Here is a 26,649-nt window from a genome sequence, read left to right as displayed (position 1 = left end):
TTGGCTGGCGAACGGTTCCTTTACTACAAAATTATGCCGACCCCTGTACAGTGGCCGCCGATTATAAGTGCGCGATTAACGCTTGCATACGGGAATCACAACATTTCATTAAAAAATATTTATCTTAATTACTCATTTTTGCGTACAACTCACACTTTGTATAAAAAACCGTTTGCCATACTCGCAGTGCTTTGCAGGTAAAACGTTATTAATATCAAAGTTCATTGATAAATTGAAAGCCCACCTTCTTTTTCACAATGGCTGAAGGTTGGCTGATCACATCCGATACCAGTGCGCGTTTCCCTTTTTTGGCTAAATAGTCGGCTAATGCTCTGATAGCCGCTGTACCTGCGCCTCTGATAACGCCTTCAGCCGTTGGATATAGCACATAAGCTGGATGAGTCAGCGAGCCGGCGACACCAACATCAAACTCATTAATATCAACGGCCAGCGTGATGCTAATAACCTCTCCTGATAGACGAACGATCACATAGATATAATCATCACGAGGTGTTATTAGCCAACTCAGCACCACGTCACTCACCAAATTCGAGGCAGAAATAACCACATCCATCCCCTCATACGGATTGAGATTGCCAATATTTTCAATATTCGTTGCGCTTTTTAAGGTCTGCGCGGCCTCACTGTAGCGCCGTTGCCATTCTTCGATATCTGCGAGGACATGTTGCCTGGCAGCCAGCGTGCCTTCGGTTGCGCCGCTAATGATTTCAATATCAAAGTGCATTTCAGGCTGTTCTAGCCATTGATTGTGTTGCCGTCTTCTGGGGATGGTTTCGACAAACTCGAAATTTTGCAGTGCCAACTCATAGCGCCCTTGAGGTAGTAGCTGTGCTACTTGTGGTGTTTCGACATTAAAATCCAGATTATTGTGATGTAAATAAACAGCATAGCTAAGTTGTGAAAAATCAAATGCTGTCTTTAACAGGGCGATATTATCAATATTCTCCGCGATATAGGTTCGGACACTTTCAATAAACCGCGCATCGGTCGCTGTATCTAATGCCGCATAGCCGGTATCACCTGAGCTGATAATCCGCGCAATAACCCGACCAAAATTTTCAGCGTTCCAACTATCAAGACTGTCACCAAAGAGCAGTGTAAAATCAGTCAAAATATTCAATGTCCAATCAATGCAGGGGGGAATAAGCTGGCGGCGAAAGCGTAAATGAGGGAGCACTTCATCTTTCATTGAAACTTTACAGGCCCGTGCACTGGCCGGTACTGTCAATGATTTACCGTTCATATCAGAATTAATTTGAGTCAATATACCGACCGGCTCAGTTGACAACTCCGTCAAAAAAACATCAGCAGACAACGCTTCATTCGTCATTAATTTAGGGAAGGGCTTCGAAGAACCGGATACTTGTAATATCTTATTGTTATCGCCATTGAAAAAATCATAAGCATTAGTGACAAACCGGTCTACCTGATTACACCGCCCTTGGATAACATAATTATAAATATTAAGCAGGGGAACTAACCAACAAGCGGTTTTTCCAACCAGACTTCGCCCTGCCCTACTTTTATTTTTTTCAGCCGTCAACACTATTTTATTTATAATTAATGGTTGAGTTTCATTTGCGTTATTAATAAAAAACTTAACACTCGTTTTATCCGCATCAAACAAATAGGTGATCAGTGGATAGTAATAGACTACCTGTTCACCAATAGACTCCATAAATTGAACTTCGAAATAGCCACCATTAAATGTCGATAACATTGACAATGTATCGCTTTCATTGCTCAATTTGAATATAGAACTATTATTTCTGCTTTCATGAATAAAAAAAACCTCACGATCTCTTATTTTAAATATACCACCGCCGATTATTTCTATAGAATAATCACCTTGATCATTCAAATCAAAACTGACCAAAGCTTGTTTTGGACCTATTCGTTCATCACCCCAATATCGACCAAAGGTGTATTGTATCGGGATAATAACTCTATCTTTTACAGCACAATATTGATCGCAAATAAAATATTCTTGCTGAGAAACATGAATACTGCTAATTCCATTATCCATGCCTATTTTTTTTAAGTCAAAAGTTAAGTAATCATCAGTCAGAGTAAAATAATCACCACTATAGTTATCATTTTTATAAACTGTTACTTGGGTATTTTGTGGTAGTTTTATCGAACTAATTTGATCATTAAGTGGGTTTAAAATATGTGATTGCTTCCTACGGCGATCAGTATTATTAAACAGATCAACGTACTCGTTACCAGAGAGGCAAATTGATTCACCTAAAAAGTTATCTTGCTCATAAAAACAGGCAGCGCTTCGAACTCTAAAGGAGCTAATCTCATTATTTAAATCAGCCCAACTGCGAGAGGAAAATAAATCAACATCATCTCTAAATGTCAATAATTTTCCTGAGAAATCATTATTTTCATAAACCGTGACAATCATACCTGAGGGAACAAAAATAGATGATATTTTGTCATTCCATTCATCCTTAAGATCACTTACTTCTTGCCCCTGCCCCGCGCAAATTGATTTTCCCGTATAGTTATTATTAGCAAAGAAACACACTTTTCCCTGTTGAGCAGAAACGTTTTCAGTTAATATTAGCGTGAAAAATATCATTAAGTAATTATGGTTCATCTAATAATCCCCAGCAATAAGTAGCAGTGCTAAAAACCATGATGTAATTACTTTATCTGGCTAATAAAAGCATTGATATCATTTTATTTATCACAGGGATGTTATTTTAATGATAAATACAAAAATTAATTAGCCATTGTTATTAATTAATTTTATCAGTATGACTATTCCATACGGAACATTATATTACCCACCTGGCCACTTTCATCCAATACATTAAGCTGATAGCCGCCCGGCACAGATAAGCTTTGTACCCATGACTGATTATTCTCGGTTACCGCCACCTGCTCCCCATTGAGGAACCACCAATGTTGACCTCTCCCGCCTTGCGCCACCAGGCGCAGATCAAGGCTATTATGACCAGGTAAGCGCTTAACTACAGCACCATCACGTATACCTAAAATCAGCAATGGTGCAGCACTGCCTTCCCCTTGCGGTGGACATTGCTGGCTTGCTGCGGGTAACCGTTGATTACGCCGTTCAGCCAGTGGCAACCATGGTTCCAGTGGCAGTGGCCACAAGGCCACTTGCGTTGGCTTGGCTCCTAAGCAATCCGCGGCAACCCGCTCGCCTTGCTGATTTAGCCAGATACTGAGTTGACTACCCTGCATATTTTCCTGGCCGGGTGCGGTCAGTGTGGGCGGTACCGTGCCATCGAGCACCCAGCTTTGACGCCGCTGTCGACAGTTGCTATCACCAACCGCTAGCGGTTGCCCACCCGGCCAACAAATCTCTTCCCGACTGACTGACGATGGCCTTGGATCTGACGGTAACCTGCGAATGCTTTGCTGTAACCCTGCCATCAACAGGTTATTGACCTGATTAAGTATCGGTATCGCAGTAGCATAACCAAACTGCCCGGCAACCGGAGTGCCATCTGGACGCCCCACCCACACGCCTATTGTATAACGCGCATTGATGCCAATAGCCCAAGCATCACGATAGCCGTAGCTGGTACCGGTTTTCCATGCCAGTGGCACGGTAGCTGGCAAAATGTCATCCGGTAATGGTCTGGCTTCACCGGCCATAATGCGCCGGGTAATCCATGCCGCTCCCGGTGAGAATAGTCGCCGTTCTTGTATTTGTTGCTGCGGTTCAAAACGCAATGTTGCTGCCATTCCGCCACGGGCGAAAGCGCTATACGCGGCAACCAATTGATCCAACCGTGAACCGGTTCCGCCTAAAATGACCGCCAGACTGGGTTCACTGTGAGAGGGGAAACGTAAGTTCAGACCACCATTGCGTAAATTGGCGGTAAAACGTTTTGGGCCGTAGGCTTCCAGTAATTGAACCGCCGGTAAATTCAGCGAACGCACCAGAGCTTCACTAGCACTGACCGGCCCATGGAATCCGGTATCAAAATTGCCAGGCCGGTAATCACCAAAGCGACGTGGCACGTCCTGAAGCAGAGATTCAGCATGGATCAGGCCGTCATCCAGTGCCATGGCATACAGGAAAGGTTTGAGTGTCGACCCCGGTGAGCGCCATGCACTGACCATATCCACATGACCAAAGCGGCTGTTGTCCTGAAAATCCACCGACCCAAGATAAGCACGCACCTTCATCGTGGTATGGTCAACCACCAGCAAGCCTAGCGAGGTTTTCTCAGGTAATTGATGACGCCAACTCGCCGCCATATCTTCCAATTGGCGCTGTAATCCGGTATCAAGTGTGGTGTGGATCACTTCGCGCTGATTACCACTGGTTAAACGGCGAGCCAGTAAAGGAGCCAATTGTGGCATCTGACGCGGTGCCAGCCAGACCTCTTCTTGTTTAATATCAGCCACATCCTTTGCTGTCCAAACCTGATAATCCGCCAGTCGGGTTAACACTTTGTCTCGAGCAGCCTTTGCCCGTAGAGGATAGCGATCGGGACGTAGCCGACTAGGGGCTTGCGGTAATGCTGCCAGCAATGCGGCTTCTGCCGCGGTTAATTGAGAGGGCGGCTTAGCTAAATAGGTCCAACTGGCAGCGCCAATCCCTTGTAGGGTGCCACCAAATGGAGCGCGATTAAGGTAGATTTCGAGAATTTGAACTTTGGAAAAATGCCATTCCAACTGAAAAGTACGCCAGACTTGACGCAATTTGCCAGCTAACGTGCGCGGATGTGGGTCGATCAAGCGGGCAACCTGCATAGATAGCGTGCTGCCACCTGAAAGTATCTTACCAGCGCGCAGATCCTGCCAGGCGGCACGCGCTAGCGCCAATGGGTTTACCCCGGGATGAGAGTAAAACCAGCGGTCTTCAAAAGTGAGCAGTGCTTGTAGATAATACGGCGAAACCTGACTCAACGTCACCGGATAACGCCATACGCCGTCAGCATCGGCAAAACGCCATAACGGTGTACCATCTTCACCAACCACTACCCGCGCGACCTGGACCTCGGCCAGAGGCAATGGCCAAAGTCTATCTGCCAGCCAAAGAGTGGCCGGAAACAACACCAAGATAAGCACCAACGCCCAGCCCATACGCCGATAGCGGGAATAGATATTTTTGCGCATGAATCGTATTACTTCCCCCGACAACTGTTTCGTCGCTCAGGGGAAGTGAGTATTCACTTAACGATTTCAAGCTGCGCTGGAGTACTCCCTAGCGCACGCCAATCGGGTACATACATCGATTCTACTTGTGGCGCAGGTACCTGGTAGAGGCCTGGCGTGACCGCCCGCGCCAGATAGAGCAACGTGGTGTGACGGTAACCATCGACATTGACGGCAGCGACATAACGGTCATCACGAAACTCCTGATGTTTGATATCCGATTGCTGCATATCCTGTAATAGCTCAGTCACGCTGCTGGCACTCTCTCCCAAACTGGCGCTGCTATCGCCCAGATTCTGGTTTTCCAGTTCCAGACCAGCAGGCAGCAAATCAACCACCAGCGCATCCGGTACCCGCCTATCGGCCCAAACATCCAGATGCACCAAGACTAACTCACCACTTTTCAGTTGTGATAACTGCAACGGATTGCCATCTAGCCCAATGTAACTCCGGGTGATATGCAAATTATTACTGAATCGTGCCGGGGTTTGCTGCGGATATCCCACCACTGCAACGCGGCTATACAATGGTGTATCACCCCGATTTTGCAGTTGCATCCCCGCAGCCAGTTGTGATGCCGACCAGTTTTGGTTTAACGCGGTACTTTGGGTCAGCGTCACGCTATCCGCAATTGGCTCAGCTTGTGGCCCGATAGCAACCTGCCACGGCGTTTCAGCGCCATTCATCAAGGTGCGCCCCGCAAGGAATATAGCATTGCTCTCCTGCGTTGACAGGTAGTTGCGGCTGGTCAAGGCATCAGACAGGGCCAACAGACGACTATCACGTGCTTGCGGCAGTAGATTGTTGTCGGTTAACAGTGCCAGAATAAGGGCATCATCGCGTATCGGGCTACCGTAATCCTCCAGCCAGTAATCCTTATCACTGCGTATGGTATTTAGCCCCTGAGTGATGGCTTCTTTGGCACGCGGCATGTCGCCCATCAATTTCAATGCCACACCCAACTGCACCAGTGGTAAGCCAGAACGCGCTTCACTGTTGCGGCTATATAACTGCCGTAATGCGCCGAGAGAAGCCTGCTGCTGCTGCGCCAATACCAGCCCCGCATAGGCTTGCACCGCAAAGCGGGTATGCTTGGTTTGCTCGCTGTAGCGAATTTCAACCTGATTAGGATCCTGTAAATAACGCTGTAATCGGGTATTCGCCGCCGTCAGTGCCGCCGCAGGCACGCTGTAGCCTTGTTGGCTGGCACGATACAGGAAGTCAGTGGCATAGGCGGTGAGCCAGAACTCTTCCGGGCTGTCGTTGCTCCACAAACCAAAGCCGCCGTTGTAGCGCTGCATACTGAGCAAATGCTCAATCCCGACATCAATCGTCTGTCGCCGTTTTTCATCGCTATCGGCCTTAATACCCAGCGCAGTCAACTGTGCATGGTTGCTGTACAGTGAGGGATACAGTCCACTGACTGTCTGCTCCAGACAGCCATAAGGATAGGCGTATAACTCGCTGATATAACGAGCCAAGTTGAGAGGTGGGCGGCTGGTTATCAGCAGTTGACCTTGCAATGTTTCAGCACTCAATCCCGCCGTAGCCTGCTCAGGCAGGCTCCAGCTTTCACCACTGCGCAGCACATTAGTGAAATGGCGCGTTTGGGCCGGATAGGCTGGCCGCACGCCAATTTTCCAATGATGCTGGTAATCTGGCAGTTCTTCATTTGGCAGTACCATGCCACTGATCGTCAGACCAAGATCACCCTGCCCAAACCCGTTCAGCGCCCGAACCGGGATCAGTACCGTTTTACGCTCACCGTTCGCCAGCGTAACGGACTGAGTTTGCGCGCCATTTAGCGCCAGTAAATCACTGGCGGCCAATTTCAGCGCTAAGGTTTGTGCCTGACCAGATAAATTACTTAAGTCCAGAGCCAGTTGGGTACTGTCGCCACCGGCCAGAAAACGTGGCGCTGCCAGTTGAGCAATCAATGGTGCTGCCACCACCACTTTCGACTCTGCTTTGCCAAAATCTTCATCACTCCAGGCTTGGGCCATTAAACGTAACTCACCGTTAAAATCTGGAATCGCCAGCTCAACGGTACCCTCACCCTGCGCGTTTAATGTCACCGGTTGGGCTTGCTGCGCTACAATAGTCACTTCGGTAATGGGTTTCTTGCCCCCACGGGACAGCGCATCTTCCTCATCACCATCACCACCAAAACGTAAGCTGGCTAAACGCCCTTGCCCTTCTATCAATTGCCCATAGACATCATAGCGATCGGCGCTGTAGCGCTTACGGCCAAAAAAGGCATCGTAAGGATCTGGCGTGGCGTAATCCGTAATATTCAAGATCCCGCTGTCAACGGCTGACAGTAAAACTTGCACTTTCTCCGGCAACGGCGCGCCACTGCGGCTGGCCTTCACTTTTACCGTTAAAGTTTGATTGGGCCGGATACGCTCGGGGGCATCCAATTGCAATGCCAACTTGCGGGTTTCATCCACCAACGGCAGATGCAATAAACCAATCGCTCGTTTTGGCGTCGCCTGTTGTGATTTATCACCGGGGCGAATCACTGTGGCACTGAGATACAGGTCATGCCGATTCCACTCTTTGTTAATCGGCACTTCGACCTCTGCACCACCCGCAGGAATAGTCACTTCCTGCCACCACAGCGGGCCGTCGCTGGATTCCACCAGCAGATAGCCATTACCCGCCGCTGGCGCTTCAATATGTAACTTCACTTTTTCGCCTGGGCGGTAAGCGGGTTTATCCAATGTTAATTTGACCTGATCAGGACGCACCGCACCACTGCCAGCGGTATTATCCTGCCAACTGTAACCGGCCCAGAAACGAGAACTGCTGATCAATTCATTATCTGGGTTACTCACCTCAATGCGGTATGCGCCCCACTCCACCGGGAAACTGACTTTAGCGCTCCCGTTGGCGGCGATATTCACGCTTTGCTCTGCCAGAGTCAGATCTTTTTTATCAAATAACGACTGCCAGCCATCACTTTCTGACCACTGCCAGTAGTAATCACGCCGCTCACGTACCAACTTCACTTTAATACCATTGGCGGCCAGTTTTTCGCCGCTGGCATTTGCATAGATAATTTCAAAATCAGCCTGCGTATCCTGATCCACCATCGCCTGTGATTTATAGCTGTCACTGCGGTAATCATAAACCTGCTGTTTATTGAACAGCGGGCGAATCCCCACCAACGCCTCAGCAGGCCACACTGCTTGCTCCGCACGGCGAGTGACTGGCCGGCCCCCCGACTCCAACAAGCTGGCCTGTAATATCAATTTCAGCGGCGATTGGGCATGCTGCCAACTGTTATCCACCGCAATATCTGTCTGCCCCTCGTTATCTAAGGTGGTATCAAACTCATCTAAGGTGCGGGAGAGGTTCTCTTCGATAATCGAACCAAATTCAAAACCGGGCAGTGTGGCAACAGCTTCACGAAGTGGGCGCAGGAATAATTGGCCTTGCAGACGGTTGCCCGAGGCCGGGGCACCGTATAAGTAACGGCCAGTGACGGCAAAGTTAGCCTCACTGTCAGTGGCGATCGGTTCTTTACTGGTGGCAATATCGAGCGCCATACGCTCTGGCAGAAAATCCTCTACCTTGAATTTGTACAATCGTGGCTGGTTATCACCCACATTCAAGCGTAGTGACCACTCGCCAGTTGGGCCACCTTCAGGTATGGCATATTGGTATTGATACAGGCCATCCTGTGGTTGCCAGGTAAAGCTGCGCACCACTTGATTATCCGGTTTGAGGATATCGACTTTAACTGGTTGGGTTGTTAGGGGTTTACCGTCAGCATCGCGCAGTAACCCATTAACAATTAAGGTTTCACCTGGCCGATACAGGTCACGGGGGCCAAAGACAAAGAACTGCTTCTGGAAACCCTCTGGACCGGCAATATCAAACTCGGCCAGATCTAAAGCGGGCGCATTAAGGTCGATCAGACTGGTCTGCCCATTTTGCGCGGCGAGTAGCAGTTTGGCGTTAGCGTTTTTTTCCAACTGCGCATGGCCCTTGCCGTCGGTTTCGGCCTGAGTCAACACCTGGCCTTTATCATCCAACAGTTGCAGTGACACGCCTTTCAATGCCGCACCACCGGCTAATGCCTGAGTGAACACATCCATCTGGTTATGGTAGCTATGTAGCGAAACACCGATATCACTCAGGGTAAATAGGGTAGCAGCATTGGTATAGCTGTAGTGACCGGCTTGCTGCATGACAGCCAGATAGACGCCAGATTCTTGTAACGGCTTGATATCGGCTAAGGGCAGCAACAGCTTTTCACGGGTATTAACCGCAGGATTGAGATCAAAACGGCCGGTATAGACTAAATCAGCCATTTTCAGCAGTTCGTCCGATTCCCAGTTAGAGAGCGCACTGCGGTTCTGCCAGTTAGCGAGGAAGTTAGCCAGGCTGCTTTGCTTAATGCGAAAGAAGTTAACATCGACGTTATCAACATTGAGCGCCATCACCGGCAAGCCCTGCGCCAGTTTGCCCGGCAGCAAAGAGCCTTTGCTGGCAAAGCCGACACTCGGTTTAATATCACGCGTGGTGATTTGTTGCTGTTGTTGTGCACCCAGTTGCGCGCCACCTACCCCTTGCAGCGTGCTGTCGACAGTCAACAGCAATTTACGCTCCGGTTTGAGATGGCGTAAACGCAGCTCCATTAGATTATCGGATAGCTCCCAGGCACCGTCGATGTTGCCACTGACAGTATCAACCAAATGCACCTGCGCGGCGAAGTCCTGATTTGGATTCAGTGGTTGCGAGAAGGTCAGTACCATGGCACTGGCCCCGTCAAGTTGCAGCTCAGAGGCATCCAGCAAGGTGAGCGGCTGACCAGCATGGCGTTTTGCCAGCTCCGCCAGTACCACCGTATCTGTGGGTTTACTCGCCGGTGTTTTTGCCGCCGAGGTACTGGCTTGAGCCGCAGGCGGTGTGACCACGCCCTTATTATTGCTGTCATCACAAGCGGCTAATAACAACGCCGCAGCGAGCAATATAGCCGCCCGCCCCCCCTTAATTCCTGACATTAACCGACGCAAACCATTGTGATTCATATCTTGCTCCCTGGCTGATAGCAAGATTATAGCATTGGTATGAAAGGGAATATAGGGAGGGAAGAGTCAAGTGATTATCTTCATAAAAAAATGCGCATTGGCTCGCATTTATATCGCCCTTTCTAAACAACGCACACCAAAAACCTATTTAATATTTTTTTAATAAAAATTAAATTATTCAATCCGCCAATGAAAGACAAGGCAGAACATAAAATAAAAACCAATAAAATCAACATAAAAACAAGGAAATCCTCACAAAAAAAATAAAATTAAAAATCAAATTAATATAAACCACCTGAATTAATATTTTAATAAATAGGAATGGGTAGCTTACTTCTTTATATTTCATCCAACATTTTGTCGTTATTACCCCTCTTGAGTATTTCGTCTTTTAAATTCATCTGTAAATAGGAATGTATAAAACCATGGGTCATCGCAACACATTAAACACACGTTTATTGCCGTTATCTATTTTGGTCTCATCATTGATATCTGGTGGGGCAATTGCTGCGTCAACATCTACGTTTATACCCGGTGCAACTCTCGGTATGGGCAATGCTGGCAGCTTTTCCATACCCGCTAACACCCCGGTGGTTAACACCAAAGCCCCTGAAGATATCTTGCTGGAAAGCATCTTTCCTGAAAGCCCAAAAATCACACCAAAGATGATTGCCGAGGCTGAGTCGCAAATTACAACAATGCGACAGGATCACCAGCAGCAGATTAAGGATATTGAAACCAACATTGCTGCATTAGCACCGGCACAAAAAGAACAAGCGAACAAAGAACTAGACTCATTTAAAGGTGTATTTGAAAAAAATATCACGCAGTTAGAAGCCGTTGTTGCTTATGCAAAAGACGATACCGAAGACAACAAGAACAAACTCAATGCAGCAGCAGCAGATGCTTTTACAGCCTCGCTCAATAGCAAAGCACCGGGCCAGTTCACCGCTGAAGAAGCCAACTCACTGTTTACTGCGTCATTAACCAACGATAACTCAGCTATTTCGCCAGAACTTAAGCAAAAAGCCACGGCAGTTACACAGCGGCAACAAGCAAGCCAAAATACTCTGACTAAGGTACAAAACTACCTGACTCAAGGTGTGATTAGCCAGGAACAAAAGGAAAAACTGGCGGCTTATTTTGCCGATAAACAAGTTAAGTTCAACGAGCTGGCTGTTGCTGAACAGGCAGAGGAAGAAGCCAAAAAAACAAATACCAAGGCAAAAGCTGATGCTGCAGTCCTGAATGTTAAATCCGTTCTTCTTAAGACAAGTGTTGAAAACGCTGAGAAAGAAAAAATTCAAGCTGAAGATAACTTAAAACAACTTGATACTGAAAAAACCACGGCAATTAAAGCTGTCAATGCAGCCTGGGATGATAAGACACCAGATCTCGTCAACGAGCTACAAAAACTGATTGATGATACAAGCACGCCTGTGGACAAAAAAACTGAGGCTGAAGCCGCGCAAAAGGCCATCAAAAATGCAGCGGCAGCACAGCAGGTAGCTGATGACGCAACCAAGAAACATCAGTCTGCCGACGCTGATTTTAATAACATTGAGCTTAAGGTTACTGCTGCCAATAAGATTAAAACTGACGCTGCGGATAAGCTCGCCACCAGCGCCACAGAAATGAACAATGCGGCAGCAGCATTAGCTAATTTAGAGACAGTAACGACTACGACTATTGATATACCTGCATTTGAGCAAAAAATTGCCAGCACTGAGCAGCAAACCGTCGCTACCGGAACCTTTGCAGTCGATACCCAAGTATCAGGCGGCACACAAAATGTGGAAAAAGACGGCGAAATCATTAACAGCGTGATTAGCGAAGATGGCACCGTAACGTTGGCGCTTGGCGCGTTGGCAAATAGTACTGTTATCACCAAAGGCATTATGGAAAATAACGGTGGTACGGATAAAAATACCAATATTGGTGCAGAAGGTCAGTTGAGCCTTAAAGGGATAAGTGAGACTGAACGAGCCAAATCAGAAGGGGCTATTGTTGCCAAAGGCGGCCAGGTTACAGCGGGAGATTATTCTTTTGTCAGTGATATGGTCAGTGAAGGTGACATTACTGCCAAAGATAAAGCTGTTATTTCTAAAGCCATCATCAACGGTGGGAACTTAACCCTGCAAAGCCAAGCTATCGCAGCAGATACCACGCTGAATGGCGGTGTTTTCACCGTTGAAGCTGGTGCGGGAGCGATACGTACGACTATCAATGATGGCGAATTCGCGGTTAATGACAAGGCGAGTGCTTATAAAACCACACTTGAGAACGGTACCTTCACTTTGGCGAGCGGTGCCACAGCAGAGTATACGACGGTTAATGGCGGCAAGTTCATTGTTAACGATGGTGCCACGGCCGAGCATACCGAACTGAATAACAGTCATTTCGAGCTTGCTGGTAGCGCAAGCGCCCATTATACCACGGTTAATAACGGTGCAGAATTCACCGTTATTGGCGATGCGAAAGCTGACAACACCACGGTAAACGGCGGTATCTTGAAGCTTAAGTCGCGCATGCAAGCCAATAAGATATTGGTTGAAGACGGTTATGCGCTGATCTACAGTTCGCTGAAAGACGCGGAGTTAAATGGCGGTACCACCATTTTCACCCAAACTGCCGCAGTCGAAGGGACTATTGATGCCAACCAAGGCAGCTTCCTGAGCGTCCATGACGGTGCAGTAACCCAGAATGCAGACCTGAATTTAGCCGGTAACATGGTGCTGGTGGCCGAAGATGCACCTTATGTCAGGCTACACCCAACTTCCCGTGCGGCCTTTAGCGCCATGAATGGCAAACCCGCTAAATTCGCCTTTAAAGATGTCACGCTAGCGGGCGGCTCTATCGATATGAGCCAAACAAAAGCGCAACTGACCATGAACTCATTGGCAGGTAACGGTAGCTTTAACTTAGGTTCAGCCCTGCACAGCCATACCACGGCACCACTGAATGTAACGGGTGATGCCAATGGTGATTTCAACGTTCAGATCGATGCCAGCGGTGTTGCTCCGGCTAACCTGAATGTCGTTGATGTACAGGGTACCAATAACGCGCGCTTTGCACTGGCTAATGGCCCGGTAGATCTGGGTAACTATAAGCACAACCTAGTCAGTAATGGTCAAGGCGGCTTCAAACTGGTAGCCGATAAAGCAGCTCTGACACCAAGCACCGCTGGTGTGCTGGCTGTCGCCAATACCATGCCGGTTATCTTTAATGCTGAGTTAAGTTCAATTCAGAATCGTTTGGATAAGCAAAGTTCGTCAGCTAACGAAAGCGGTGTGTGGCTCACTTACCTGAACGACAGCTATAACGTGAAAGGCACAGCAGCCAACTTCAACCAGAAGTTGAATGGCATGACTTTAGGTGGCGATAAAGCCATTGATTTAGGTAATGCCGTATTCAGTATCGGTAGCTTCGCCAGCTACAGCAGCTCAAATATCAAATCTGATTACCAGAGCAGCGGCAGTGTGGAAAGCAACTCATTGGGTGCTTACGCGCAATATTTGGCTAACAGCGGTTATTACATTAATGGTGTGCTGAAAACTAACCAGTTTAAACAGAACCTCAGTGTGACTGCTAAAGGCGGCAGCGCCACCGGCAATACTAACTTCTCCGGTCTGGGTCTGGCCATGAAGGTAGGTAAACATATCAATATCAATGAGATGTATATCTCTCCTTATGTCGCGCTGAACACCTTTAGCTCCGGCAAGAGCCAGTACCAACTGTCTAACGGCATGGAAGCACAGAGCCAAGGCGCACGTTCTACCACTAGTACTTTGGGGATGAACACCGGTTATCGCTTTGTGTTGAATGGTGGTACTGAAATTAAGCCTTACGCTATCTTCTCAGTGGATCATGACCTGATGGCCAGCAACAAGGTGATGGTTAACAACGAAATGTTTGATAACAGCCTGAAAGGGACCCGAGCTAACGCAGGTGTGGGGGTCAATGTAAACCTGACCTCTAACCTGTCAATCGGTTCTGAAGTGAAAGTCTCTAAAGGTAAAAACATTGCGACCCCAATGACCATTAATATGGGCGTTGCTTACACCTTCTAAATAACACGTTAAGTTCTTCATGTAGCAATGAGAATGGTGTGTCAAAAAAGGGAGCCTGTTACGGCTCCCTTTCCTATATCTAGCTAACCTGACCCGCCAACAGCGAGTTAATGGCTGGTCGAGGGAATCACATTTCTCAGCCAACTGCCCCAGCGGCGCTGATAAAACGCCTGCGTATGGGTCATCAGATAGTGGCTTACCCCACGCTCTTTCTCATTAACCAGACAGAAATCGACCGGGCGATCATCCGGTGCATGGTCACTGGCCACATTGCCCGCTTCCTGAATTAGCTGGTCTATCTCTTCGGGCGAACCATCCACTTCTAACCCAATCAGTAAGTTAGCTTGCTCATCCACACTTTTATCATGCATCAATGCTAGAAAAGCACGCCGCACCGGTTTGCGCTGGCTGAACAGTTGGATCAACGCATCAACCATCGCCGCCGGATACTCTTCCGGCTGGCCCAACAAGATTTGGCTCTCTTTATCCACCATCATTTCAGCCGGTTGGGCTAAACCGCCATTTTCCAATAGCATCGCCACTTCTTGCGGCCAAAACTCTTTGCCATGTTCTGATTTCGGGTTCAGGAACAGATGTGCACCCTGTGTCATTTCAAATAACACTCGTACTGGCATAGCAACAAAAGGCTGCTTTTCGAGGTCAGTTTGCTCATCCTCAGCCTGGCTCAGCGCCTGTTGCAATACTTCTGGCGAACTGAAGAAAGGAATAACTGATTCACCATCCTGCTTTTCCCAATGCAGAATATTGACCCCATTGCCCGCAGTGAAGGTCATCTCGCTATCCTCACCGCCCGGTTCTGAGCCGGCCACCAGCACTAACACCGTGGCGTCCAGTAACGTGCGGAAAAAAGCAGTGCGATAAATTGACTCAGTTGCCGCCAATTTTAGCAACGACTCCAGACTCTGGTCCTCATCATGGTGGTGATCATGGTTATCATCGGCAGGTGGTTGTAGCAAACTCATCTTGTACTCCGAAAAACGTCAAGCAGATCGAACAAAGGGACGTAAATGCGCCCCATTAGTAGCTTACAAAGCCAAACGAAGGGGAAGCGCGCCGTTCGGGTCGTAGCGGCATGAGCCGCCGGAGTGCCCGTGGGTGTGCTAGCCCCTTCATTCACCAAACTTACTGTTTTGCTTTCGCCAACAACAAATTAGCAATGGTACGAACACCTAAACCTGTAGCACCGGCAGACCATTGTTCAACCGCACTTTTACGGTAAGTGGCAGAGCAGTCAATATGGAGCCAACCTTGTTGGTAGTTTTTCACAAAATGCGACAGGAATGCGGCGGCAGTACTGGCACCCGCACTGTAGGCAGCGCCCGCCACATTATTCAATTCAGCAAAGTTAGATGGCAACTGGCTGCGATGGAATTCCGCCAGCGGTAAACGCCAGAAAGGTTCATGTTCACTTTGCGCGCTGTTCAGCAGCGCTTGTGCCAGTTCATCATCAAAGCTGAACAGAGCATGGTAGTCGTTACCCAATGCCGTTTTGGCCGCACCGGTTAAAGTGGCAGCATCTATAATCAGCGGTGCGTTTTGTTCAGCGGCATCAATCAGGCCATCAGCCAGTACCAGACGCCCTTCAGCATCGGTATTCATGATTTCTACAGTTTTACCATTGCGGTAACGGATAATATCACCCAGTTTAAAGGCATTACCGCTAACCATATTGTCGGCACAACACAGATACAACTTCACACGCTGTTTCAAGCCACGCGCCGCCGCCAGGGCCAAGGCTCCCGTCACGGTGGCTGCACCGCCCATATCGGATTTCATCGAGTCCATGAACGCACTCTGCTTCAGGCTGTAACCGCCGGAATCAAATGTAATTCCTTTACCTACCAGACAGGCCATTACCGGCGCATCAGGATTACCGGTTGGGTTATAATCCAAGGCCAGCAATACCGGTGCACGATCAGATCCACGACCCACGGTATAGATCCCAGCATAACCCTGCTCGCGTAGATCTTCGCCTTTGGTAATACGGTAACTGACCGCATCGCACGAGACGGCACACATCAAATCAATGGCATTTTTAGCCAATTGCTCTGGACCTAAGTCTTCCGCCGGTGCGTTGATCGTGTCGCGCACCCAATCGATAATTTTTATGCGTTGTTTCAGTTCAGTTTTTTCGTTCTCTGGCAGTTCTGCCCACTCCACGCTGCGCTGACCTTTTGGCCCACGGAACCCTTGCCAAAATGCCCAACTTTGCTCCAACCCCCAGCCCTCGCCAGCCAGTTTTATGTGCTTAATTCCCTGCCCATCTATTTTGCGCGCAGCACGTTGAATCGCACCTAATTGACCGTTGTCCGTCAGGTGGATAGTCATCCCTTCAGCATCGGTACTCAACAGCGCTTTCTCGCCCCAACGGGCATCTGCCGGATTATGCGACAGGGATACTTGCATCAATTCTGTTGTCATTATTACCTCGTTATTATTTTTTGCTGTTATTCAGCTAGTTATACGCAGCCCTGTGTTGACTGCGGCGGACCCAATAATATTTCTTTGTATAAGGTATCAGATCAGGTACAAAAAAGGCCGCTTTCGCGACCCTACGATACTCACTCAAACTCATCCAACCACACTAATAGAATGGCCTCTAGCACTTTTTCATTCGATTTCTGCGGATCGTCGTCAAAATCTTCCAGAGAGCAAATCCATTGATGCATATCGGTAAAACGCACAGTTTTCGGATCGGTATCCGGGAATCTGTCGTAGAGTGCTTCACCGATTTCCCGAGTATCTTGCCACGTTAAGCCCATATCAATGCTCCCGCGCATGGTTAATGGTATAACGCGGGATCTCAACTACCAAGTCTTCGTCGGTCACTCTGGCTTGGCAGCTCAGGCGACTCTCCGGCTCCAGACCCCAGGCTTTATCCAACATATCATCTTCCAACTCACTGCTTTCTGGTAAGGAATCGAACCCTTCACGCACCACGCAGTGGCAGGTGGTGCAGGCACAGGATTTCTCACAGGCATGCTCAATATCGATCCCATTGCGCAAGGCAACGTCGAGTATCGTCTCACCTTGGGTTGCTTCCAGTACTGCACCATCCGGGCAAAGGTCTTTATGGGGCAGAAATACTATTTTGGGCATGATTAAACCTCATCCACTGAATGACCAGCCAACGCACGGCGAATGGAAGCATCCATCCGGCGCGCAGCAAAATCTTGCGTTTGCGCATCTAACGCTTTGATCGCAGCTTCGATTGCGTGTGGGTCGTTACCCTGCATCTGCTGCTGTAATAAGGCCATCGCCTGAGCGATAGCGGTACTTTCTTGCTCACTGAGTAATGCTGCATCTTCTGCCAATGCGCCTTGTAAACTCTCCAGCACACGGGATGCTTCGACCTGTTGTTCCGCTAACTTACGCGCACTGACATCACTTTGCGCATTCGCCATCGAATCTTTAATCATATTGGCAATTTCATCATCAGATAGTCCATAGGATGGCTTAACCTGAATCGATGCCTCAACACCGGTGGACTTCTCCATCGCGGTAACACTCAATAAACCGTCAGCATCTACCTGGAAAGTAACACGAATATGCGCACCACCTGCAGGGAGTGGCGGTAGGCCACGCAAGGTAAAGCGGGCTAATGAACGACAATCTTGCACCAATTCACGCTCGCCTTGCAGCACATGGATGTTCATCCCACTCTGCCCATCTTTAAAGGTGGTGAACTCCTGCGCGCGGGCCACTGGAATAGTGGTATTGCGCGGAATAACTTTTTCCACCAGGCCGCCCATGGTTTCCAGCCCCAATGAGAGCGGGATAACGTCAAGCAGCAGCATGTCACTATCGGGCTTATTACCCACTAAAATATCGGCCTGGATGGCGGCACCGATTGCCACAACTTTATCGGGATCAATCGAGGTTAGCGGCGTGCGGCCAAAGAATTGCCCGACTTGCTCACGCACCAGCGGCACACGGGTTGAACCACCAACCATCACCACTTCCAGCACCTCATCAGGAGTCACTGCGGCATCTTTCAACGCACGGCGACAAGACATTAATGTCCGTTTGATTAACGCTGCAATCAGCGATTCAAACTGCCCACGGGTTATTTGCCCCTGCCAGCCAGCAACAGAGACATCTACAACCTCGGCGTCACTCAACGCGATTTTAGCCGCGATCGCTGCATCAAGTAATTGCCGCTGAATACCATGATCATCACGGGAGTCAATACCTGCTCGTTCACGCAGCCAATCGGCTAATAGATGGTCAAAGTCATCGCCCCCCAGGGCAGAATCACCACCGGTTGCCAACACTTCGAACACACCACGGCTCAAACGCAAAATAGAGATATCAAAGGTGCCACCGCCAAGATCATAAACGGCAATCACCCCTTCCTGACCTGAATCCAGGCCATAGGCAATTGCCGCTGCGGTCGGCTCATTAAGCAGACGTAATACATGTAGCCCCGCCAGACGTGCCGCATCTTTGGTACCCTGACGCTGAGCGTCATCAAAATACGCCGGCACAGTGATCACGACACCATCCAGATCACCACTCAGTGCCGCTTGGGCACGTGCAGACAATACTTTAAGAATATCAGCAGACACCTGGATCGGATTCACCAACCCGCTGGCAGTCTGGATCATCGGCAAGCCATTTTCGCTGGGCTGGAATTGGTAAGGCAGATTAGGATAGCGCTGTACGATATCTGCCAAAGAGCGACCTATCATACGTTTAATTGAACTGATGGTATTGACTGGGTCCAATGCCGCCAAATTGCGGGCATTCCAACCAACATCAATACTATTTGCTTGATAATGAACCACTGAGGGCAAAAGATCCCGCTGTTGCTCATCAACCAGCGTTTGTGCTTTACCGCTACGCACGGTGGCGACCAATGAATTGGTCGTACCTAAGTCTATGCCTGCGGCCAGCCGACGTTGATGCGGCTGCGCAGTTAAACCAGGCTCACTAATTTGTAATAAGGCCATGTTGAGCTTCCATCAATCTATACTCGTCATACTTCAAGCTGCATATTCGTTGGCTACGTTCGTTACTCGGCCCATCCATAGGCCTCGCCTCTACGAGGCCGCTGCGAGCAGCGTTCAAATCTGCTCCCGGCAGATTTGTCACCGGAATCATTGACACCCGTCAATTCATCGGGACTCATTCACTTGCCGCCTTCCTGCAACTCGAATTATTTAGAGCATATAAAAACGTTAGTGACGCGCCCTAATAAGAAGTAGCTGGGCATTGCAGTCATCAATAAATTGAATTTTATTTATTCTTATCAATTAGATACAATTTCATTACCTTATCAGGCACTCAGGAAAAGTCATCAAACAGGCGCTCTTCAAGTTGTTCAACCTGCTGTTGTAACTTATCCAAAAAACGCAATTTACGCACAGTATCAGCCGCCAGTTCCCACTGTTGCTTATCCAGTTGCTCCACCATTTGCTGACTGCGCGTTTGTGTCATCAATGCTAAGCGGCTACCGAATGCAGCAAGCTGCGTTTCAGCATCGGGTTTGCGTTCAATCTCATCAAGCTCTTCACGCAGTTCCAACTGCTCTATCAGAAACGCAGTATCACGCATGGTGTGCTGTTCATTGCCTAAATCAAAACCCTGCAAAGATAACATATACTCGGCACGTTTTAACGGATGCTTGAGGGTTTGGTAAGCGTCATTGATGGTTGCGGCTTGTTGCAACGAGGCTAAACGCTCGCGTTCAGGCTGGTTAGCAAAACGGTCAGGGTGGAATTGACGTTGTAATTCCTGATAGCGGGTAGTGAGTTGGTTGCCGTCAACCAGATAGCGGGGCGGCAGCCCGAACAATGTGAAGTAATCCATAGCATGCTCTGGAATATAGTGATGACTTAGCAAATATTATACAGCCCTCTTGTTATGCAAGAGAGCTGTATGAAGCACAAGTGCCTGAGGTAGAAACAAAAACAGGAGTCAGACGTTAAAGCTTTCACCACATCCGCACTCACTTGAGACATTCGGATTGTTAAACTTAAAGCCTTCGTTCAGCCCTTCCTTGACGAAATCTAATTCGGTGCCATCAAGATAGACCATGCTTTTGCCGTCGATGATCACTTTCACACCTTTGTCTTCAAAAATGACGTCATCGTCGTTCATTTCATCAACAAATTCGAGTACATATGCCATACCAGAGCAGCCCGATGTCCTTACGCCCAAGCGCAGACCCAAGCCTTTACCACGGTGATTTAAAAAGGCACTGACCCGTTGTGCAGCACTGTCGCTGATTGATATCGACATACACCTTCCTCAACTCTGCTAACAATTGATAACCTATGTTACAACTACTTGGCAGTATGTTTGCTTTTGTAGTCGGCGATAGCTGCTTTAATGGCATCTTCTGCCAGAATCGAGCAGTGAATTTTGACTGGCGGTAACTCCAGTTCTTCAGCGATTTGAGTATTTTTGATCGCTTCAGCCTGATCGAGAGATTTGCCCTTCATCCATTCAGTTACCAGAGAGCTGGAAGCAATGGCTGAACCGCAACCATAAGTCTTGAAACGAGCATCTTCAATAATACCGGCTTCGTTGACTTTGATCTGCAATTTCATGACATCACCACAAGCGGGTGCGCCAACCATGCCACTACCAATAGTAGGGTCTGCGTTGTCGAATGAACCGACGTTGCGTGGATTTTCGTAATGATCGATTACTTTTTCGCTGTAAGCCATGTGATTACTCCTGAGTCTTAAAGTCTGGAATTAATGGTGAGACCATTCAATGCTGCTGATATCCACGCCCTGTTTGAACATATCCCATAACGGGGACAAATCACGCAGACGGCCAATAGATTTACGCACCAGTGCAATGGCGTAGTCTACCTCTTCTTGAGTGGTGAAACGCCCCAGAGAGAAACGAATTGAACTGTGAGCCAGTTCGTCGTTCATCCCCAACGCACGCAACACATAAGAAGGTTCCAGACTTGCGGAGGTACAGGCTGAACCTGATGAAACAGCCAGATCTTTCAGTGCCATGATCAGCGACTCACCTTCAACATAGTTGAAGCTAATGTTCAGAATGCCAGGTGCGCCATTCTCTAAATCGCCATTCAGGTAAACTTCTTCGATATCTTTCAAACCATTCCACAAACGCAGGCGCAGTGAGCGCAGACGCGCAGCTTCGCTTTCCATCTCTTCTTTGGCGATACGGTAAGCTTCACCCATACCGGCTATCTGATGGACTGGCAAGGTGCCTGAGCGCATACCACGCTCATGACCACCACCGTGCTGTTGTGCTTCGATGCGAATGCGTGGTTTACGGCGAACAAACAGCGCGCCAATGCCCATCGGACCATAAACTTTATGGGCTGAGAAGGACATCAAATCAACTTTCAGTTTGCTCAGATCAATCGGTAATTTACCAACACTTTGCGTTGCATCGACGTGGAAAATGATCCCGCGACTGCGGCACATTTCGCCGATTTCAGCGATATCCTGCACCACACCGATTTCATTATTCACGTGCATGATAGAGACCAAAATGGTGTCTTCACGCATGGCCGCTTCAAGCTGTTTCAGGTCGATAATACCGTTTGACTGTGGTGCCAGATAAGTCACGTCGAAGCCTTCACGCTCCAGTTGACGACAGGTATCCAGCACCGCTTTATGTTCGGTTTTACAGGTGATGATGTGCTTGCCTTTCTTTTGATAGAAATTAGCCGCACCTTTTATTGCGAGGTTATCAGACTCAGTTGCACCGGAGGTGAAGACAATCTCACGAGGGTCAGCACCTACCAGAGCAGCAATATCATTACGTGCAATATCAACGGCTTCTTCTGCCTGCCAACCGAACTTATGAGAACGCGAGGCGGGGTTACCGAAAATACCGTCCAGAGTCAGATACTGCATCATTTTTTCAGCGACACGAGGGTCTACCGGGGTGGTTGCTGCATAATCCAGATAGATCGGTGTCTTTATTTTTGATTCGGTCATTGCTCTTATGCTCCGTACATCACTTCCAAAACGTAAAATTCCGCAGATTCTGCTTATGCGCGCAGATTGACGTTAATCGTCTCTTGCGGTCGGCCATTAGCCGTACGGCGCGTATCGTTATTCTGACGATCCGCAACCTCTAGGATATCTTGGTTATTCACCAGCTCTGCCAGCGTAATATTGTTGAGGAAGCTGCTGATGCGCTCACTCAGATCACGCCACAAGGTGTGAGTCAGGCAACGATCACCGCCCTGACAGCCTTCTTTACCCTGACAACGGGTAGCATCGACAGATTCGTCTACGGCGGTGATTACTGCACCTACCGCGATTGCTGATGCATCTTTGCCCAGCAGGTAACCGCCACCTGGACCACGAACGCTGGCAACTAAGCCATTTTTGCGTAACCGTGAAAACAGTTGTTCCAAATAGGATAATGAGATCCCTTGGCGTTCAGAAATATCTGCCAGAGGAACTGGCCCGTCCTGGGAATGTAATGCCACATCAAGCATGGCGGTCACGGCATAACGGCCTTTGGATGTCAGTCTCATAGCTAAAATTACCTGTTGGTGAAAACAAGCCAGAATTCTGACATTCTTGACTGTTTTAGTCAACTATTTAACCTAGTAATTTACTCAAGTATTATTAACCTATTCCATTTTGAATAATATGGCAGGATTTTAATAATAACCAATTGATATAAAACCTTATTTTTTGTTATCTAACGCACTTTCACCCGCATCATGCTGTGGGTATTTATCCTGTTTTTCAATGGATGTCAGCATACCGCGCAAGATATTTAGCTCTTGAGCCTCTGGGCGTGCACGGGTAAACAGACGGCGCAATTTACTCATAATCTGGCCTGGATGTGCCTGTCGGATAAAACCAGTATGGGATAACACCTGCTCCAAATGCAGATAAAAGCGCTCCAGATCATCTACCAAAGGATAAGGAGCTTCCTCTTCTTCTATTACCGGTGCCGCAGCCGGCTGGCGATCAAGGAATGCTACCCGCACTTCATAGGCTAAAATTTGTACCGCCATCGCCAAATTTAATGAACTGTATTCGGGGTTTGCCGGGATCGCCACATGATAATGGCATTTCTGTAGTTCATCATTCGTCAGCCCTACCCGCTCGCGGCCAAATACCAATGCAACCGGAGCATGTTCTGCTTCGTGGGCGCTGCGCACACCACATTCACGCGGCTCTAACATTGGCCAAGGCAAGGTGCGTGAACGGGCACTGGTACCGACAACCAGACTACACCCAGCCAATGCTTCATCTAAAGTATCGACAATAGTAGCATTACCAATGACATCACTGGCGCCGGCAGATAGCGCAATCGCCTGCGAATCGGGTTTGACTAAAGGGTTAACCAGATACAAGTTGGTTAATCCCATGGTTTTCATGGCTCTGGCTGTTGAACCCATATTGCCGGTGTGCGAGGTTTCGACCAAAACGATACGAATATTGTGTAGCATACAAACTCTGAAGATAACGGGGAATCGCCATATCTTAACACAGACATATACCCAAGCTACTTCGAGTTGCAGGCAGGCGGCAACCGAGTGAGTCCCTGGGAGCTTAGATAACTAAGTGACCAGGGCAAATAAGGGCAGCCAACACCTCTGCATCTTGAAGGGTGACGGGTATAGGCATTTATCAGAACCCCTGCTATACTGCGCCCCGTTTCTCGTTCTTTAACATCCTAGTGGAAGATACCCATGCATCCGATGCTGACTATCGCCATACGCGCTGCGCGTAAGGCCGGTAACCTGATTGCCAAAAATTATGAAACCCCGGACGCTGTCGAAGCGAGCCAGAAAGGGACTAACGACTTTGTTACTAATGTAGACCGTGATGCAGAGCGCCTGATTGTCGAGGTCATCCGTAAATCTTACCCAAAACACACCATTATTGGTGAAGAGTGCGGTGAGTTGGTTGGTGAAGACGATGATGTACAATGGGTTATTGATCCACTGGATGGCACTACCAACTTCATCAAACGCCTCCCTCATTTCGCTGTTTCTATCGCTGTACGCATCAAAGGCCGTACCGAAGTGGCAGTCGTTTATGACCCAATGCGTAACGAATTGTTTACAGCCACCCGTGGTCAGGGCGCGCAATTAAACGGTTATCGTCTGCGCGGCACCAATGCTAAAGATTTAGACGGCACTATTCTGGCGACCGGCTTCCCATTCAAAGTAAAACAACATGCGCCAGCTTATCTGCGCGTGGTGGGTAAACTGTTTGAACAGTGTGCAGATTTTCGTCGCACCGGTTCAGCGGCGCTGGATCTGGCTTATGTGGCCGCTGGCCGTGTTGACGGTTTCTTTGAGATTGGTCTGAAGCCATGGGATTTTGCTGGTGGCGAACTGTTGGTACGTGAGTCTGGCGGTATCGTGACTGACTTTGCTGGCGGTCATAACCATTTCAGTTCTGGCAATATCGTAGCCGGTAATCCACGTATTGTTAAATCTATCGTTCAAGCGATGAGCGATGAGATTAGTGATGCATTGAAACGTTAATATCATATACCCGTCATCTTTCAAATTGCAGGTGTGTTGGCTGCTCTCGTTCACCCGAATCACTTACTCGAGTAAGCTCATCGGGGTTCTCTTGTTTGCCGCCTTCCTACACCTTGAAATCTATAGGGTATATACGCATCCAGCCATATAAAAAAAGCCAGTCGGCTAATCCTGACTGGCTTTTTTCATTGTTAACTTTAGCGGCCAAAGGGCCGTATGCCGCCGATAAACTCCGGCTGACTAGAAAGATAGAGCAGCACACCGGCAAACAGCAGAATAATCCCGCCGGTTAATGCCAGAGTAGACCACGCAATAGCCCCCCAGGCTACCGGTGCACGATTACGGCTTAAGTACACCGCCAGACGCCGCGCATAATGGACAAACAGCGCCAGTAGCGAAATGGTCAGGGATGTTCCGATTGCCATCGCTATCGCTGACAAAATCCCCCACCCGTAGACGCCGATCACTTTGGCAAATAACAGCACCATAATCGCGCCGGAACAGGGCCGCATCCCCATCGCCAGAACAATCGCCAGACGAGTGCGCCAGTCATCACCAGCTTGTAGCTCTTGAGCACTAGGGAGATGGCGATGCCCACAACCACAATGGTCACTATGAACATGGTTGGCAGGCAACGGTTGTATACGTTGGATGCTGACTTTTTGCGGTTTGAGCAGTTTAATCTGCTGATAAAGACGCTTTAAGGCCCGTAAACACAGCAAAACCCCCAGTGCGATAACCAGCAGAAAACTGCCCTTCTCCAACCAGAAACTGCTTTGATGCAAATACCGTGATGAGAGTTGTAAAACACCCAGCAGTAACGTTACCAACAAGATAGCCACACCACCTTGCAATAGTGAGGCGGCAAAAGTTAGCTTCAGACTCTCTTTTAATTGTGCCGGATGGGTCGCCAAATAAGTGACAATCACCACTTTGCCATGCCCCGGCCCCATTGCATGCAATACGCCATAAATCAGGCTAAACATCATCAATGTAAAACCGGTCTGATGGGGATTAGCTTTAACTTGTTGCAGTAATTGGGCCATCTGCTGATGCATGCTTTTCTGCCAAACGACTGTTTTGAAAAGCATCTCAGGCCAATAAAGCCATGCCAGCTGGGCTGCACCGGCTAAGATCAGTAAAAACAGTATTAGCGGCCATAAATTTATCAGCCAGTGCCGGGGGCGTGAAACTGCCGTGATACCTACTGACATTGTACGGTAACCCGCTGTGCAAACTGTTTTCCTAGTTCCATGTCTTCTCCTGGCGAATCACTTTTATCCAACGATAATGCATACGCTTGTAACGAAGCATTGGGATCTGGGGTAAATAAGGTTAACTGGCAACTTTTCTCCATGTCAGTTGATAACCTTACCGCCTTGTTGCCCCCATAGGTCATGTCAACAAAATAGGTCGGGTCGTAAGTGGAGATGATGAAAGGCTTCCCCGCCAACGGTTGGGGTTCTGCCAGTGGCAAAATAAACTCTAAAACTGCCTGATGCCCCTTGCGGGATAAGTGATACTCTGTTGGTAAGTTTTTATATTTCACCGGTTTACCGTCACGATAAATATCGGTGAAATAATGCTGCCCCAGCACATTAGCCATCACTTCAGCCGCCAGTTTTTTCCAGATTTCAGAGTCACTTTTGGCATTTTCTGCATCATATAACAGATCGGCAGATGTGATTTCATCCATAGTCCATACCATTTTCATCCCCACCAGCATCTGTTTATCGCTAACGAAAGTGGCATCCATATCAATAAAACTGTGCGGATGGGCCTGCGCCAACTGGCTATAAACAAAAATCCCCCCCGCCAGCAGCAAAGCTATCAGTCGTTTAACCATCATATTGTTATAGTATAACATATCACACATTAATCAATCCTTAGA

The 26,649-nt window shown here is 48.4% G+C and carries 18 protein-coding genes; 2 read left to right on the top strand and 16 right to left on the bottom strand.

The features are described 5' to 3' along the window. Positions 1 to 214 precede the first annotated feature (214 nt). The 3 genes from V2A84_RS02185 to V2A84_RS02175 form a co-directional block, all read right to left on the bottom strand. A complete protein-coding gene (locus V2A84_RS02185) occupies positions 215 to 2,629 on the bottom strand; it encodes a peptidase inhibitor family I36 protein (RefSeq protein WP_442848564.1) in 2,415 nt (804 codons plus the stop codon). Positions 2,630 to 2,793: 164 nt separating this feature from the next. Further along, positions 2,794 to 5,130: a peptidoglycan glycosyltransferase PbpC gene (gene pbpC, locus V2A84_RS02180; RefSeq protein WP_083163187.1), complete on the bottom strand. Its 2,337-nt coding sequence runs from the start codon at positions 5,128 to 5,130 to the stop codon at positions 2,794 to 2,796. Between the two features lie 53 nt (positions 5,131 to 5,183). After that, positions 5,184 to 10,208 carry an alpha-2-macroglobulin family protein gene (locus V2A84_RS02175; RefSeq protein WP_442848563.1) on the bottom strand — a complete coding sequence of 1,675 codons (5,025 nt, stop codon included), beginning with the start codon at positions 10,206 to 10,208 and terminating at the stop codon, positions 5,184 to 5,186. A 425-nt stretch (positions 10,209 to 10,633) separates the two neighbouring features. Here V2A84_RS02175 and V2A84_RS02170 point away from each other — a divergent pair, with 425 nt between their 5' ends. After that, positions 10,634 to 14,278, top strand: a complete 3,645-nt coding sequence (locus tag V2A84_RS02170; RefSeq protein ID WP_083163183.1) for an autotransporter outer membrane beta-barrel domain-containing protein — start codon at positions 10,634 to 10,636, stop codon at positions 14,276 to 14,278. A gap of 107 nt (positions 14,279 to 14,385) precedes the next feature. Here the strand turns inward: V2A84_RS02170 and sseB are convergent, their stop codons facing one another. The 11 genes from sseB to trmJ form a co-directional block, all read right to left on the bottom strand. Beyond that, positions 14,386 to 15,261, bottom strand: coding sequence for an enhanced serine sensitivity protein SseB (gene sseB, locus V2A84_RS02165; RefSeq protein ID WP_083163181.1), 876 nt, complete (start codon positions 15,259 to 15,261; stop codon positions 14,386 to 14,388). A gap of 160 nt (positions 15,262 to 15,421) precedes the next feature. Then, entirely contained in the window at positions 15,422 to 16,720 is a 1,299-nt protein-coding gene (gene pepB, locus V2A84_RS02160; RefSeq protein WP_102970543.1) for an aminopeptidase PepB, read from the bottom strand. Between the two features lie 140 nt (positions 16,721 to 16,860). Beyond that, positions 16,861 to 17,061, bottom strand: a complete 201-nt coding sequence (gene iscX / locus V2A84_RS02155) for a Fe-S cluster assembly protein IscX (protein WP_083163179.1) — start codon at positions 17,059 to 17,061, stop codon at positions 16,861 to 16,863. 1 nt (position 17,062) lies between these two features. Then, positions 17,063 to 17,398 carry an ISC system 2Fe-2S type ferredoxin gene (gene fdx, locus V2A84_RS02150; protein WP_004713939.1) on the bottom strand — a complete coding sequence of 112 codons (336 nt, stop codon included), beginning with the start codon at positions 17,396 to 17,398 and terminating at the stop codon, positions 17,063 to 17,065. 2 nt (positions 17,399 to 17,400) lie between these two features. Next, the gene (hscA, locus tag V2A84_RS02145) at positions 17,401 to 19,251 is read right to left on the bottom strand and encodes a Fe-S protein assembly chaperone HscA (RefSeq protein ID WP_083163177.1); all 1,851 of its coding nucleotides are present in this window, start codon (positions 19,249 to 19,251) and stop codon (positions 17,401 to 17,403) included. Between the two features lie 334 nt (positions 19,252 to 19,585). Further along, a complete protein-coding gene (gene hscB / locus V2A84_RS02140) occupies positions 19,586 to 20,110 on the bottom strand; it encodes a co-chaperone HscB (protein WP_083163175.1) in 525 nt (174 codons plus the stop codon). A 108-nt stretch (positions 20,111 to 20,218) separates the two neighbouring features. Beyond that, positions 20,219 to 20,542 (bottom strand): iron-sulfur cluster assembly protein IscA, encoded by a 324-nt coding sequence (gene iscA / locus V2A84_RS02135; RefSeq protein ID WP_005192709.1) that lies wholly within the window; start codon positions 20,540 to 20,542, stop codon positions 20,219 to 20,221. A 44-nt stretch (positions 20,543 to 20,586) separates the two neighbouring features. Next, positions 20,587 to 20,973, bottom strand: a complete 387-nt coding sequence (iscU, locus tag V2A84_RS02130; protein WP_005159510.1) for a Fe-S cluster assembly scaffold IscU — start codon at positions 20,971 to 20,973, stop codon at positions 20,587 to 20,589. A 30-nt stretch (positions 20,974 to 21,003) separates the two neighbouring features. Continuing rightward, the gene (locus V2A84_RS02125) at positions 21,004 to 22,218 is read right to left on the bottom strand and encodes an IscS subfamily cysteine desulfurase (RefSeq protein WP_083164132.1); all 1,215 of its coding nucleotides are present in this window, start codon (positions 22,216 to 22,218) and stop codon (positions 21,004 to 21,006) included. Between the two features lie 68 nt (positions 22,219 to 22,286). Next, the gene (gene iscR / locus V2A84_RS02120; RefSeq protein WP_004707916.1) at positions 22,287 to 22,781 is read right to left on the bottom strand and encodes a Fe-S cluster assembly transcriptional regulator IscR; all 495 of its coding nucleotides are present in this window, start codon (positions 22,779 to 22,781) and stop codon (positions 22,287 to 22,289) included. A 156-nt stretch (positions 22,782 to 22,937) separates the two neighbouring features. Next, on the bottom strand, positions 22,938 to 23,711 hold the full coding sequence (gene trmJ / locus V2A84_RS02115) for a tRNA (cytosine(32)/uridine(32)-2'-O)-methyltransferase TrmJ (protein ID WP_083163173.1): 774 nt from the start codon (positions 23,709 to 23,711) through the stop codon (positions 22,938 to 22,940). A gap of 243 nt (positions 23,712 to 23,954) precedes the next feature. Here trmJ and suhB point away from each other — a divergent pair, with 243 nt between their 5' ends. After that, complete coding sequence (suhB, locus tag V2A84_RS02110; RefSeq protein ID WP_005192722.1) at positions 23,955 to 24,758, top strand: inositol-1-monophosphatase; 804 nt, start codon at positions 23,955 to 23,957, stop codon at positions 24,756 to 24,758. 197 nt (positions 24,759 to 24,955) lie between these two features. On the opposite strand, the gene V2A84_RS02105 is transcribed toward suhB, so the two are convergent. Both V2A84_RS02105 and V2A84_RS02100 read right to left on the bottom strand, forming a co-directional pair. After that, positions 24,956 to 25,972, bottom strand: coding sequence for a nickel/cobalt transporter (locus V2A84_RS02105; protein WP_083163171.1), 1,017 nt, complete (start codon positions 25,970 to 25,972; stop codon positions 24,956 to 24,958). Next, positions 25,963 to 26,625 carry a DUF1007 family protein gene (locus V2A84_RS02100; RefSeq protein ID WP_442849107.1) on the bottom strand — a complete coding sequence of 221 codons (663 nt, stop codon included), beginning with the start codon at positions 26,623 to 26,625 and terminating at the stop codon, positions 25,963 to 25,965. The genes V2A84_RS02105 and V2A84_RS02100 overlap by 10 nt, the downstream gene beginning before the upstream one ends. Positions 26,626 to 26,649 lie beyond the last annotated feature (24 nt).

This window comes from Yersinia sp. 2553 StPb PI (genome assembly GCF_052217105.1).
In the GTDB taxonomy this organism is placed as follows: domain Bacteria; phylum Pseudomonadota; class Gammaproteobacteria; order Enterobacterales; family Enterobacteriaceae; genus Yersinia; species Yersinia enterocolitica_E.
The sequence above is the reverse complement of the archived record's forward strand: the minus strand, read 5'-3'. Positions and strand labels throughout refer to the sequence as shown.

Coding starts and splice junctions, on each gene's coding strand:
- V2A84_RS02185 (WP_442848564.1), bottom strand. CDS start 2,629: ATGAACCATAATTACTTAATGATATTTTTCACGCTAATATTAACTGAA.
- pbpC (WP_083163187.1), bottom strand. CDS start 5,130: ATGCGCAAAAATATCTATTCCCGCTATCGGCGTATGGGCTGGGCGTTG.
- V2A84_RS02175 (WP_442848563.1), bottom strand. CDS start 10,208: ATGAATCACAATGGTTTGCGTCGGTTAATGTCAGGAATTAAGGGGGGG.
- V2A84_RS02170 (WP_083163183.1), top strand. CDS start 10,634: ATGGGTCATCGCAACACATTAAACACACGTTTATTGCCGTTATCTATT.
- sseB (WP_083163181.1), bottom strand. CDS start 15,261: ATGAGTTTGCTACAACCACCTGCCGATGATAACCATGATCACCACCAT.
- pepB (WP_102970543.1), bottom strand. CDS start 16,720: ATGACAACAGAATTGATGCAAGTATCCCTGTCGCATAATCCGGCAGAT.
- iscX (WP_083163179.1), bottom strand. CDS start 17,061: ATGGGCTTAACGTGGCAAGATACTCGGGAAATCGGTGAAGCACTCTAC.
- fdx (WP_004713939.1), bottom strand. CDS start 17,398: ATGCCCAAAATAGTATTTCTGCCCCATAAAGACCTTTGCCCGGATGGT.
- hscA (WP_083163177.1), bottom strand. CDS start 19,251: ATGGCCTTATTACAAATTAGTGAGCCTGGTTTAACTGCGCAGCCGCAT.
- hscB (WP_083163175.1), bottom strand. CDS start 20,110: ATGGATTACTTCACATTGTTCGGGCTGCCGCCCCGCTATCTGGTTGAC.
- iscA (WP_005192709.1), bottom strand. CDS start 20,542: ATGTCGATATCAATCAGCGACAGTGCTGCACAACGGGTCAGTGCCTTT.
- iscU (WP_005159510.1), bottom strand. CDS start 20,973: ATGGCTTACAGCGAAAAAGTAATCGATCATTACGAAAATCCACGCAAC.
- iscR (WP_004707916.1), bottom strand. CDS start 22,781: ATGAGACTGACATCCAAAGGCCGTTATGCCGTGACCGCCATGCTTGAT.
- trmJ (WP_083163173.1), bottom strand. CDS start 23,711: ATGCTACACAATATTCGTATCGTTTTGGTCGAAACCTCGCACACCGGC.
- suhB (WP_005192722.1), top strand. CDS start 23,955: ATGCATCCGATGCTGACTATCGCCATACGCGCTGCGCGTAAGGCCGGT.
- V2A84_RS02105 (WP_083163171.1), bottom strand. CDS start 25,972: ATGTCAGTAGGTATCACGGCAGTTTCACGCCCCCGGCACTGGCTGATA.
- V2A84_RS02100 (WP_442849107.1), bottom strand. CDS start 26,625: ATGTTATACTATAACAATATGATGGTTAAACGACTGATAGCTTTGCTG.